The 11,814-nt window shown below is 68.8% G+C and carries 11 protein-coding genes; 6 read left to right on the plus strand and 5 right to left on the minus strand.

Features of this window, described 5'->3' with window-relative positions; translation table 11 throughout:
• Window positions 1-94: 94 nt before the first annotated feature.
• The 3 genes from MBTS_RS14610 to MBTS_RS14620 all read right to left on the minus strand — a co-directional run bounded on the left by MBTS_RS14610 (window position 95) and on the right by MBTS_RS14620 (window position 2,178).
• Window positions 95-1,174 carry an ROK family protein gene (locus MBTS_RS14610; RefSeq protein ID WP_192215917.1) on the minus strand — a complete coding sequence of 360 codons (1,080 nt, stop codon included), beginning with the start codon at window positions 1,172-1,174 and terminating at the stop codon, window positions 95-97.
• Between the two features lie 152 nt (window positions 1,175-1,326).
• Window positions 1,327-1,710, minus strand: coding sequence for a hypothetical protein (locus tag MBTS_RS14615; protein ID WP_018045210.1), 384 nt, complete (start codon window positions 1,708-1,710; stop codon window positions 1,327-1,329).
• Between the two features lie 39 nt (window positions 1,711-1,749).
• The gene (locus MBTS_RS14620) at window positions 1,750-2,178 is read right to left on the minus strand and encodes a response regulator (RefSeq protein WP_018045209.1); all 429 of its coding nucleotides are present in this window, start codon (window positions 2,176-2,178) and stop codon (window positions 1,750-1,752) included.
• A gap of 209 nt (window positions 2,179-2,387) precedes the next feature.
• Here MBTS_RS14620 and MBTS_RS14625 point away from each other — a divergent pair, with 209 nt between their 5' ends.
• From MBTS_RS14625 to MBTS_RS14645, 5 genes are all read left to right on the plus strand, one after another.
• A complete protein-coding gene (locus tag MBTS_RS14625; protein WP_192215918.1) occupies window positions 2,388-3,059 on the plus strand; it encodes a YoaK family protein in 672 nt (223 codons plus the stop codon).
• 14 nt (window positions 3,060-3,073) lie between these two features.
• Entirely contained in the window at window positions 3,074-4,081 is a 1,008-nt protein-coding gene (locus tag MBTS_RS14630; RefSeq protein WP_056140208.1) for a WD40 repeat domain-containing protein, read from the plus strand.
• 7 nt (window positions 4,082-4,088) lie between these two features.
• Complete coding sequence (locus tag MBTS_RS14635) at window positions 4,089-4,355, plus strand: hypothetical protein (RefSeq protein ID WP_056140210.1); 267 nt, start codon at window positions 4,089-4,091, stop codon at window positions 4,353-4,355.
• A gap of 240 nt (window positions 4,356-4,595) precedes the next feature.
• Entirely contained in the window at window positions 4,596-5,114 is a 519-nt protein-coding gene (locus MBTS_RS14640) for a DUF2937 family protein (RefSeq protein ID WP_192215919.1), read from the plus strand.
• Window positions 5,115-5,240: 126 nt separating this feature from the next.
• A complete protein-coding gene (locus MBTS_RS14645; RefSeq protein WP_018045204.1) occupies window positions 5,241-6,512 on the plus strand; it encodes a hypothetical protein in 1,272 nt (423 codons plus the stop codon).
• A gap of 26 nt (window positions 6,513-6,538) precedes the next feature.
• Here MBTS_RS14645 and MBTS_RS14650 read toward each other — a convergent pair whose 3' ends face one another.
• Together MBTS_RS14650 and MBTS_RS14655 are read right to left on the minus strand one after the other, a co-directional pair.
• Window positions 6,539-6,958: a metallopeptidase family protein gene (locus tag MBTS_RS14650; RefSeq protein WP_192215920.1), complete on the minus strand. Its 420-nt coding sequence runs from the start codon at window positions 6,956-6,958 to the stop codon at window positions 6,539-6,541.
• Window positions 6,955-7,683 carry a pyrimidine 5'-nucleotidase gene (locus MBTS_RS14655; protein ID WP_192215921.1) on the minus strand — a complete coding sequence of 243 codons (729 nt, stop codon included), beginning with the start codon at window positions 7,681-7,683 and terminating at the stop codon, window positions 6,955-6,957. Before MBTS_RS14655 ends, MBTS_RS14650 begins: the two co-directional genes overlap by 4 nt.
• 475 nt (window positions 7,684-8,158) lie before the next feature.
• Between MBTS_RS14655 and MBTS_RS14660 the strand changes: the two genes are divergently transcribed.
• Window positions 8,159-11,814: EAL domain-containing protein (locus MBTS_RS14660; RefSeq protein ID WP_192215922.1), on the plus strand; the 3,656-nt coding region annotated here is incomplete at its 3' end.

Genomic DNA, 11,814 nt, shown 5'->3' on the forward strand with positions numbered 1-11,814 from the left:
GAAGACTTGAGCGGGGGATGACATCGGGCTCGCGATGCGCGGGAGCCCCTCCAAACCGTGGGGACCGCGCGCTGAGGGTCGCGCGGTCCGACCCTCAATGCACCGTGTCGGGGAGCCGCCGGTTGGTGAAGCGGGCATTGCCGAGGCCGGTGCCGATGGTGAGGACGCCCCATCGCGCGACGCCCGTCATGTCCGACATGGCCGAGAGGCCCTGCACCACGGCATCGTTGTGCATCAGCACCATGGTGTCGTGATCCCCGATGGTGGGAATGGCTTCCACCAGCCGTTCGGCAAGGTTGAAACGACTGCTCTCCCAATCGCCGGGCAGGTTCTGGCCACCGCGTTCGATGGTCCCGTCGGCGGCGATGACTCCGGGGCACCCGACCCCAATGAAGGGCGCGAGTTTCAGGCGCGAGCGCTCCGCCCGCGAGATCAGGTCGTTCAGCATCGCGATCAGGCGGTCGACCGCCTCGTCGCGGCTCGGGGCCGGATCCTCGTCGCGGTGGCGCCAGAGCTCCGAACGCCAGATTTCTGCGCGCGACAGGTCGGCGGCTTTCTTCAGGTTGGTCGTAACGACTCCCGCCCGGATGTTGCTGCCCCCGATATCGACGGCGAGCAGGCTGTCGTAGCCGGAAAAGATCCAGGACGGCGCGAGGTGGACGGCCCCGATCAGCCCGGCCTCGTCCGGGTGGTGACGAATCGGCTCGAGGTTCAGGTTGAGACCGCCGGCACGGAGGATCACGCTGGCTCGGTCGATGGCGAGCCGTCCGGCGAGGCTGTCGCTGAAACCGCCCCCGACGACGATGCTCTGGGTATCGCGCCACCCTTTCTGACGCAGGAAGCGCCGTACGACGGTGGCGAGCTCCTGCGCGAATTCCTCGATTGCGCCGAAGACCACGCCGGCGGCGAGCGGGGTACCGTCGATCAACAGATCGTCGAGGCGCCGCTTGCTGAAATCGTGGCTCGGCTTCGTGCCGAGCGGGTCGGGACCGAGCTTGCGCAGCTTTTCGCGCCAATCCTCCACGAGATCGCGGAAGGCCTTCTTCGATACGCGATCACCGATGAAGCCCTCGCCGTTCTTCAACTCGATGTTGTAATCGTCGAGGGTGACCGAGGGCAGGTCGTTCGACGCGTGGGAGAGGCTCGATCCGCGCGTTGCCGTATCCGTGCCCATGCTCGATCGATCCTTTCAGAGTGAGGGAAATGCCGACCGTCGAGATCCGGCCGCACTGGCCCGCCGCGTGGAGTTCGGCATGGCCAGCGATGCAAGCGTTCTCGCCCCGCGAGTGTTCCGTCCGAGACGCGTTCCAGCTTTTGCGAGCGTGGTCACTTCGCCTTGGCGGGGGCGGCCTCGGCGGGGGGAGCCTTCGGCTGGCGGGCTTCCATGAGATCCTCCGCCTTCTCTTCGTCGGTATCGCCGCTCTGCTCGATCGCCTTCTCGGGGTTGGTGGCCAGCGCCTTGATGATCGCGACGAGGCGATCGCATTCGCCCTCGTACTTGTACGTTTCCAGGATGATCGCTGCGTCACGCAGGGTGCGCAGGTCGCGCACCGCCTGCTTGTTGGCGGTTTCGCGAAGCTCGGATTTGCCGGCGATGGCTTCCTCGAGCTTCGCCCCCTTCACGTCGCACGCGGCCTTGGCGTTTCCTGTCGTGTAGGCGCTGAGCGTCGTGGCGCAGAGGACGAGAGCGGTGGCGAGCAGGGTGCGCATGGGGGATGGGGCTCCGGAAGGAATGGGGCGCGGTTGCGCTCAGGCGTAGTGGGGGAAACGGCGCAGGAGGCCGTTGGCGAGGGCGATGAGCTGGCTCGGGCGATAGGGCTTCGGCACGAAGATTGATTCCGCCACCGCATCCGCCTGCGAGAGACTTCCGCGTCCTCCCGACGTGTAGATGACCGGGAGGTTCGGACGCAGGCGCCGCGCCCGTCGGGCAAGGGAGAGGCCATTGGTGTTGCGGGCCAAATCGATATCGGTGAAGAGCAGGTCGACGCGTTCCCGCGCCAGGATGTCTTCGGCCTCCTCGGCGTCGGCGGCGCTGAGGACGCGGTAGCCTTCGTCCATGAGGGCTTCGACGGCCAGTTCGCACACCATGGCTTCATCCTCCACCACCAGAACGGTTTCGGATCCGCGGACGGAGCCGAAGTTCGGCAACGCGAAGGCAGCGTAAGCGACAGGGATCATGACGCAACTCCAACTCACCCGGGGCGGGACGAGAAGCCCGACGCCGGATCGTCACACCAACGGGAGTGGCGGCCGCGATGTTCGGTCCCGTTCACTCGAATTGCGCGGACTTGGTAAGCAATGCCTTAACCCTACCGAACCGGCCTCGGTCGTCCAGGGACGGAACGGGGCGGCGGGAGCGCGCGCGCTGCCATGAGCCGGAGCCTGTCATGAGCCGGACCTGGCATCTCGGCTTCGGCCTCGTTCTCACGGCGCTGGCCGGCTACGTGGACGCCCTCGGGTTCATCCGGCTGGGCGGCCTCTACACCTCGTTCATGAGCGGCAACACGACCCAGTTCGCCGTGGCGATAGGGCATGACACGCCCCTCCTGGCGATCCTGCCGGCCCTTCTCATCTTCGCCTTCTTCCTGGGAAGCCTGTGTGGGGGCGGGCTCTCGTCCCTGACCCCGGCCCGGTGGAGCACTCCGGTGCTTCTCGGCTTCGAGACGGTCCTGGTATCCGGCGCCTATCTCACCGCGGTGGAGGACCCGAGCCCAGGCCACGCCTCGCTGCTTCTCGCCCTCGCCATGGGCGCGCAGAACGCCGCTCTCGCCCATGTCCAGGGGTTCCGGGCCGGCACCACCTTCGTCACGGGAGCGCTGTTCAGCACCGGGCAGAAGCTCGCTTCGGCGCTCGCGGGGCGCGGACCCCGTTTCGGCTGGGTCGGCGACGGCCTCGTCTGGCTCTCGCTGCTATGCGGTTCCCTGCTCGGGGCGGTCGCCTATGGCCGCCTGGCGTTGTATGCCCTCGCCATTCCCGCCGGCATCGCCGGTTGTCTCACCCTGGTCGCGACGGTCATGACGGTGCTGAAATCGGCGCCGGATTCCGCATCCGCGTCCTGAGAGGTTCTTAGCCGATGAGCGCCAGCGCTCCCTCACTCGTCGATCACGTCGTTCCGTTGGAGGCTGGCGCCCATGTCTCCGGGGCCGTCTGGCTGAAGGACGTCCTGGCCCTGGCGCTGGGCGACGGCGCCGTGATGCTGGTCGGCCCCCACGAGACGCGGCGCGTGGCGGCTCACCCGGATGCCGGCATCCTGGTGGCCTCGGGTGACGGACGGCGGATCGTGACGGGCGGCGACGACGGACGCATCGTGGCCGTCGCGGCCGATGGCGACATGACCGAGGTGGCCGCCGCCAAGGGCGGGGCCTGGATCGACGCCCTGGCGCTCCATTCCGATGGCGCCATCGCCTATGCGGCCGGCCGCAACGTCGTCGCCCGCGATGCCAAGGGCCGGGAGAAGGTCTTCGCCGCGCCCACCACGGCGCGGGGGCTCGCTTTTGCGCCCAAGGGCTACCGCCTCGCCGTGGCGCATTACAACGGCGCCACCCTCTGGTACCCGAATCTCGAGACCGCCCCCGATTTCGTGGAATGGAAGGGCTCGCATCTCGACGTCACGTGGTCGCCGGACGGCCGCTTCGTCGTGACGACGATGCAGGAGAACTCGCTCCACGGCTGGCGTCTCCAGCCCGACCGGGGCCACATGCGGATGTCGGGCTATCCCGGCAAGGTCCGCTCGGTGAGCTGGTCGGGGGACGGCAACTGGCTCGCCACCAGCGGCGCGGAAGCCGCCATCATCTGGCCGTTCGATTCGAAGGAAGGCCCCACCGGCAAGGCCCCGCGCGAATGCGGCATCCGCCCGGCCCGCGTCACGCGGGTGGCGTTCCACCCCAAGGCCCTGGTCCTCGCCATCGGCTACGAGGACGGCTGTATCCTGCTCGTGCGCTTCGCCGATGCCTCGGAACTGCTGGTCCGGCCTGCCACCAAGGGCGGAGCGGTCTCCGCCCTGGCCTGGGACGGGCGCGGCGGCCGGCTCGCCTTCGGCTGTGCCGGTGGCATGGCCGGCATCCTGACGCTGCCGGGTTGAGGCGGCGATGGCGCTCCTCGGCTTCAGACGCCGGCGCGAACCGGCCGACGATACCGCGCGCCGCCGGGTCGAAGAGTGGGTCCGCGACCTCGTCGAGCCCGGGACCGTGGTGAAGGTCAACGAGATCCTGTGCCCGGACCCCTCCTGTCCCGGCCTGGAGACGATCGTCCTCGTCATGAGGCCGGGGCGGAAGACGCAGGCCGCGAAGGTGGCCAAACCCCTGGCCGAGGTGACGCGGGCGGAGGTGGAAGCCGCCTTGGCGGACCTCCCCTGACCGTTCGGGAACCGCCACGGAGCGGCCCCTTCGTGCGCCATCCGACCGTTCGGGAACCGCCAAGGAGCGGCCCTTTCGTGCGCCTCCCGACCGTTCGGGAACCGCCACGGAACCGCCCTTTCGTGCGCCATCCGACCGTTCGGGATCCGCCACGGAGCGGCCCCTTCGTGCGCCATCCGGCCGTTCGGGAACCGCCACGCGGCTCGGCCTTTTGTCTGACGACGTCATGAGGGATGAATCGTGCTGCGTGTGATCCGGACCCTTGGCCTCGCCCTCGGCATCCTCGGCGGCATCGTCGCCGCCCAGGGGCCCGAATTCGCGCAGCAATACGCGCAGCGGCTCGGGGGCACCCTCGACGAGTTGCGACGCTCCATCGCCGCCCTCGACGCGGACGCCGCCGCGAGCGGGACCAACCGGCAGGGGGCCGTCGAGCGCCTGCGCGGCAACGGCGACGCCCTGGTGGCCCGTCGCGGGGAAGCGGCCCGCGCCGATATCGAGCGCCTGCAGCGTCTCGACGCGCAGAAGCAGGCCCTCACCGAGGCGGGCGGCCCCATGGGCCGTTTCGCCGCGCTGCTGCGCGACCCCGATATGGCGCTGGCCCGCGCCACCTACCAGGATTACGTGCCCGCGGTCCCGGCGAGTGCCGACGGGATCATAGCCGGATTCCTCGGCTTCCTGGCGACCTGGGCGGGTTGGCGGGTGCTGACGGATGTCGGCCGGCGCCTGGTTCCGGGCCGGCGGCAGCCGAAGGCCGCGTGAAGGCAGGCGGCGGAGGACGCACGGGTGTTGCACGACATCTACAGCGCGCACTGCCTCCCTGCACTACGACTCGACCGGTAGCGCACGGGCGGACTCGTGGCGCCGTCGAACGGCTGCAATCGCACCATGGCCCGCGCGCCCACCTCTCGACCGTCCATCGATCCGGCCCTCGACGCGGCGGCCCTGCTCCGGCGCGTGGGGTTCTTCGGCCTGTTCGTCCTGCTTCCCGTGGCGGCGCAGGTGGCCCGGCGCGCCACCGTGATCCTGGCGCCCATCGCCATCGCGCTCATCGTCATCGCCAGCGCCATCGACGGCAAGCAGCGGCCGCTCCGGGTGACGGCGACCCGGATGCTGACGTCCACGGCCTTCCTGGCGGGGGGGCTGGTCATCCTCTGGTCGGCCCTGTCCCTGGTCTGGACGCCGTTCCTCGGACCGGCGACGGAGCGCCTTCTGAATCTCACGGCCACCATCCTGATGACCCTGGCCGCCTATCTCGCGCTGCCGGACCGCATGCGCTCGGCCAACCTCTACCTGCTGCCGCTGGGCGTCATCGCCGCGTCCATCGTCTCCATCGTGTTCGGGCTGTTCGGCGACACGCTCCTGCGCACCATGCCCGAGGACCAGAGTTCGGTGGATCGCGGGCTGACGGTCCTCGCCTTGCTGGTCTGGCCCTCCGTGGCGTGGCTGCGCTCGCGCGGGCGTGACCTGGAAGCCCTCGGCACCGCTATCCTCGTGGCCCTGGCCCTCTCGATCTCGCCGAACATCACCCAGATCCTGGCGCTCGCCGTCGGCGCGGTGGCTTTCGCCCTCACGACCTATCGCCCCCTCGTCGGCGTGCGCGCGGTTGCCCTCGTCTGCGGCGGCCTGCTGGTGAGCGCGCCGTTCCTGCCGTTCATCGCCCGGCCCATCGGCATCGTCGCTTTGGGGCCGACGGCGCCCAATGTCCTCACCATCAAGGCGTGGCAGAAAGTGGTGACCACCGAGCCGGTCCGCCTCGTGACCGGACACGGGTTCGAGACCGCCTCGCGCGGCCGGTTCGTGAACCTGCTGCCCGGCAACGCCCCCACCACGATGCTGTTCGAACTCTGGTACGAACTCGGGATCGTGGGCGCCTTCGCCGCGGCCTTCGCCCTCCACGCGGCGATCCGCCATAGCGGCCGCTCGGCCACCGCCACCGCCCCCGGCGCGATCGCACCCGGAGCGATGGCGGTCTTCGCCAGCGCCTTCACCATCGCCTGTATCGGCGTCGGCCTCACGGTGATCTGGTGGGTGACGACGCTGACCGTCACGGTGCTCGTCTTCATCGCCGTGGAGCGCGGGCAGTTTCGCACCCGTCGCCCTAAGGCCAGCCTGCTCAGACCTCGCGCCGTGAGCCCGCGTCCCGCCAACGACGATTGACGGGACCGGGCGGGATCATCGGGACCTCACTCGTCCGCCGCCGCCTCGATGGCGGCCATGTCGTCGTCGGACAGGCCCATATGGTGGCCGATCTCGTGGACGAGGACATGGGTGACGAGATGGCCGAGGGTCTCCTCGTGCTCGGCCCAATAATCGAGCAGCGGCCTGCGGTAGAGCCAGACCCGGTTGTGCCACTGCCCGGTCGCCACCTCGCCGCCCTGCGCCAGGCCGACGCCCCGGAACAGGCCGAGCAGGTCGAACTCGCTCTCGCACTGCATCTCGCGGAGCGTGGCGTCGTCGGGAAAATCCTCCACGTGGATCGTCACGCCCTCGCACAGGGCGAGGAACTCCGGCGGCAGGCGGGCGAGGGCATCGCGTGCCAGGATCTCCACGTCGTCGAGGGACGGCGCCTGGAGATCGGCCCAATTCCGGGTGGGAGCGTTCATCCGAGGACCGGGAGGACCCGCTCGCCCAGGAACGCGGCGAGATCGTTGGTGATGTGGTCGATATGCGGCTCCTTCACCGCCTCCTGCTCGAAGGCCTCGCGGAACGGATCGATGGTGCGGGGCACGACCAGCACCGTCGCCATTCCGATCTCGTGGGGCACGACGAGATTGCGGGCGATGTCCTCGAACAGGGCCGACCGGCGCGGATCGACCTCGTGCCGAACGAGGAATCGCTCGTAGGTGGAGCGTTCGGGCTTCGGGACGAAGTCGGCGGCGGCGATGTCGAACACGTCCTCGAAATGGTCGAGGATGCCGAGCTTGGCGGCCACGTTCTCGGCATGGCGCCGGGAGCCGTTGGTGAGGATCAGCTTGCGGCCGGGCAACTGCTCGATGGCGTCGCCCAGGGCCGCGTCGAGGCGGATCGTGGAATGGTCGATGTCGTGGGCGAAATCGAGGAAATGATAGGGGTCGACATTCTCCTCCACCATCAGCGCCTTCAGGGTGGTGCCGTAGCGGTGGTAGAAATGCTTCTGCAGCGCCCGTGCCGAGATCCCGTCCAGGCCGTAGAGCTGCATGACGTACAGGGTGATCCGCTCGTCGACCTGCGGCCAGACGAGGGCGTCGCTGGGATAGAGCGTGTTGTCGAGATCGAACACCCAGGTGTCGACGCTCGAGAAGCCACGGGAGCCCGCGCTGGAGAGATGGCTTTCGCCGGGAAGGAACAAGGTGGCTGAACGGGGTTCGAGGCGGCGGGAGCGGTGCAGGACCGAATGCGATCGACAACGGTTACGATGAAATTGCGCCCTGCGAAAGGAAGCTCGGCCATTCGATCGGGGCAATCGCTCGAAGCGCCCGCCTCGGTTGTCGCGCTGGCCTCGGTCGTCGGCGCCCGCCTGCGCGGGCTCAGGCTTTCGCCCCCCTCAAGGCTTGCCAGGACGTGCGTCCTGACAAGGCCGCGCCGCGAAGCCGATGAAACGGTTTCGAGGGATCGCCCCGGCCAATCGATCCTTCCCCGTGACGAAGCCGCCGTTTCGCGTTTCCGTGCCGCATCGGCCGAATGACGGTGGTGGTTCGAAGGAAAGAGTAGGACTATCGCAACGTTGATCAGCGTAATGTACATCGCGAACGTCCATGACGCAGCGTCGATCGACGCCATCGGCAGGACGGATAACGTCGGCTTGCTTTCCTGGATGGTGCGACGTGCAAGATCGGGCACACGACCGAGGCGACGAGGAGCGGAATGATGCCATCGAGGCGGATTCCACGCATCCGAGCGATGGTGATCCGGAGCCACATCTCGACGCCGTGTGCCGCACCGCGTCGGCCCTGTTCCGCGTTCCCATCGTCCTCGTCCCCCTCGTCGATACCGAATTTCCCGCGCTGAAGGCGGGATCGGGTGCCGCGGGGGCGATGCCGGGTTGGTCCGATGCGTTCGCGGGGCAGGCCATCGCCGGCGAATCCGACGGGCCGGTGGTGATCCGCGATCTCCTCGCCGACCCTAGATTTGCCGACCATCCCCTGGTGACGGGCGGGCTCCGGGCCCGGTTCTACGCGGGCGTGCCCCTCACGCTCCGATCCGGGCACAGGACCGGCACGATGTGCCTGATCGACACCGTCCCGCGTCCGGATTTCACCGACGAACACCTGGTCCAGCTCGAGGATCTCGCCCTCATCGTCACCGGGCACCTTCGCCTTCACCTAGCCAATGCGGAGCGCGAGGCGGAGCTGCGCGAGCGCCTGCGCGTCACGACCATCCTCACCCGCCGCGAAGCCCATCTCGAAGCGGCCCTGGCATCTCAGCGCATGGCCGAGGAGATCGCGGGTTTCGGACATTGGCGCATCGACGTGGCCGAAGCCTGCGTCGAATGGTCGGCGGGGATGGCGCGGATCCATGGCCGCGCGCCCGCCGATCTCGCGCGCATCCCCCTCGACGACCATCTGGCCTTCTACCATCCCCAGGACCGGGAGCGCGTCCGCTGGCATCTCGACGACACCGTGGCCGGGTCGGGGGCATTCGCGCGCGACACTTACGAGCATCGGTCGCGGATCGTCCGGCCCGGTGGAGAATGCCGGGTCGTCGCCGAGCGTGGAATCGTCGAGCGTGATCCGGACGGGAGCATCCGGGCCATCTCCGGGATCTGCCTCGACGTCACCGAACTGGCCCGATCGGACCAGCACCTGCGCGAGACGACGGATCTCCTGCGCGTCACCCTGGAGAGCATCGACGAAGGCCTCGTCATGGTCGATGCGGACGACCGGGTCAGGGTCCATAACGAGCGCCTGAACCTGCTCCTCGACCTGCCCCGGGACATGCTCCACGACGGAGCCCCCTTCGACGACCTCCGCCGCCACATCGCCGAACGGGACGGTTCGCTGCCGGCGACCCTGGACAGGCGGGTCCGTGACGGGAACCGCGATCACGGCGAAGCCGGCGCCAGCGGCGAGCACCTGCAACGGGATGGGACCCTCCTCGAACTCTGCGGGGTGCCGCTGGCCGACGGCAGCACCGTCTATACCTTCGCCGACATCACCGCCCGGCACAGGGCCGAACGCTCGCTTCGCGAGAGCGAGGCGTCCTACCGCCTGCTCGCCGACTTCCTGCCCCAGATGGTCTGGATCACGAACGACCGCGGCGACACCACTTACTGCAACCGCCATTTCGGGCGCTACTTCGAGCGGCCGCTCTTCTCCCTCAAGGAGCGGGTCGAGGCCTGTCACCCGGACGATCGCAGCCGCATCCGCGGCGATGTCGGCGACCGCCACAAGGCATGGCAGGACTACGATTTCGAGGTTCGCATCCGCCGCGCCGATGGCGTCTACCGCTGGCACAAGGTCAGCAAGCGCCCGATCCGCCTCCTCGACGGCCAGCCCGGATGGCTCGCGACGGCCTTGGATATCGACGACATCATCACCGCCAGGATCGCGCTGGAACGCACCGGCGACCTGCTGCGCCTCGCCCAGGACGCGGCGGAGGCGGGGGTCTGGGAATGGGACGTGGCCTCGGGCTGGATCTGGCAGTCCCAGGAAAGCGCACGGATGCAGGGATTGCCCCTCGATGGGGCGGATCCGGCCGCCGGCCTCGTGATGACTATGACGGAGTGGGAGCAAAACCTTCCGGCCGAGGACCTGGTTCGGGTCCGGGCGGAGGCGAGCCGGGCCATCGCGACACGCACCAACCACAAGGTGGAATTTCGCGTCCTGCACCCGTCGACCGGCGAATGCCGCTGGTTCCAGGGATTCGGCCAGGCCGTCCTCGACCCGGAGACGGGCGAGGTCTGCCGCTTCGTCGGCATGAATCTCCACATCACGGCCAGCAAGGAGGTGGAGGAGGCGTTCAGGGCGAGCGACGCGCGCCTGCGCCTGAGCGAGGAACGGCTGGCCCTGGCCCTCGACAGCGGCAGGGACGGCCTATGGGACGCCGACCTCCAAACCGGCGAGGTCTGGTTCTCCGACCGGGCTCAGAGCATGCTCGGCTACGCGCCCGGCGAGTTCGGCCGGTCCTTCGCCTATGTCGGCTCCCTGATCCATCCGGACGACATCGACGGTTGCCGGCTGGCGGCCGTCGCGCATTTCCACGGCCAGCAGCCGGCCTTCGAGATCGAGCTTCGGGTCCGCACGAAGGCGGGGGGCTACATCTGGCTCCTCGCCCGCGGCAAGGTCGTCACCCGCGCCCCCGACGGCACGCCGATCCGCTTCGTCGGAACCCATATCGACATCACGGCCCGAAAGGAGGCAGACCAGCGGATCGCCCATCTCGCCTGCCACGACGCCCTCACCGGGCTGCCCAACCGGTCGATGTTCCACGAGCGCCTGGATCAGGCCCTCGGCTCGGTGCGGAACGGCGGTCGCCCGATGGCGGTGCTCTGTCTCGATCTCGACCGGTTCAAGGCGATCAACGACACGTTCGGACATCTGGCGGGCGACATCCTGCTGAAGCTCGTCGCCGAACGCCTGCGCGAGGTCCTGCGGCCGTGCGATGTCGTCTCCCGCCTCGGCGGCGACGAGTTCGGTATCATTCTGGTCAATCTCGGCGGGAAGGACGAGGCGGTGGAGGTCGCCCGCAGGGTGATCGACGCCATCGCGCTGCCGGTGAAGCTCAACGGCCACCTGGCCAATATCGGGATCAGCATCGGCATCGCCCATGCCCCCTCGGACGGACTCGAGGCCGATCCCCTCCTGAGGCATGCCGACCTCGCGCTCTACCGGGCGAAGGCCGCCGGGCGGAACACCGCCCGCGTCTACGAAGCCAGCATGGACGCGGCGATCGAGGAGCGCATCCAGCTCGAATTCGAGCTGCGCGAGGCCATCCTGGGCCGCGACCTGACCCTGCACTACCAGCCGGTGGTCGACCTCGCGACGGACAGCGTGAGCGGCGTCGAAGCGCTGATGCGCTGGCCCCATCCCACCCGTGGGATGATCCCACCCTCGACCTTCGTGGAGATCGCCGAGGAAACCGGCCTGATCGTCGAACTCGGGAACTGGGCCCTGCGCGAAGCCTGCCGCGAGGCCGCGTCCTGGACGCATTCCGCCCGGATCGCGGTGAACGTCTCGGCGATGCAGTTTCGCGAGCCGGGCCTCGAACAGTGCGTGATCATGGCCCTGTCGGCGTCGGGTCTCGCGGCGGACAGGCTGGAGCTCGAAATCACCGAGAGCGTCCTCATCCAGGACACCGAGGCCGTGATCGCCTGCCTGCACCGCCTGCGCTACCTCGGCGTCCGTATCGCCCTCGACGATTTCGGGACCGGCTACTCCTCCCTGAGCTACCTGCGGCAGTTCCCGTTCGACAAGATCAAGATCGACCGCTCCTTCATCCGTGAGATCGCCGACCCGGACACCGCCGCCATCGTGCGCGCCAT

The organism is Methylobacterium bullatum (genome assembly GCF_014845095.1).
Classification (GTDB): domain Bacteria; phylum Pseudomonadota; class Alphaproteobacteria; order Rhizobiales; family Beijerinckiaceae; genus Methylobacterium; species Methylobacterium bullatum.

Bases quoted from the DNA above. Each gene is read 5' to 3' on its own strand.
- MBTS_RS14620 (WP_018045209.1), bottom strand. From the start codon at position 2,178: ATGATCCCTGTCGCTTACGCTGCCTTCGCGTTGCCGAACTTCGGCTCC.
- MBTS_RS14650 (WP_192215920.1), bottom strand. From the start codon at position 6,958: ATGAACGCTCCCACCCGGAATTGGGCCGATCTCCAGGCGCCGTCCCTC.
- MBTS_RS14630 (WP_056140208.1), top strand. From the start codon at position 3,074: ATGAGCGCCAGCGCTCCCTCACTCGTCGATCACGTCGTTCCGTTGGAG.
- MBTS_RS14615 (WP_018045210.1), bottom strand. From the start codon at position 1,710: ATGCGCACCCTGCTCGCCACCGCTCTCGTCCTCTGCGCCACGACGCTC.
- MBTS_RS14625 (WP_192215918.1), top strand. From the start codon at position 2,388: ATGAGCCGGACCTGGCATCTCGGCTTCGGCCTCGTTCTCACGGCGCTG.
- MBTS_RS14610 (WP_192215917.1), bottom strand. From the start codon at position 1,174: ATGGGCACGGATACGGCAACGCGCGGATCGAGCCTCTCCCACGCGTCG.
- MBTS_RS14645 (WP_018045204.1), top strand. From the start codon at position 5,241: ATGGCCCGCGCGCCCACCTCTCGACCGTCCATCGATCCGGCCCTCGAC.
- MBTS_RS14635 (WP_056140210.1), top strand. From the start codon at position 4,089: ATGGCGCTCCTCGGCTTCAGACGCCGGCGCGAACCGGCCGACGATACC.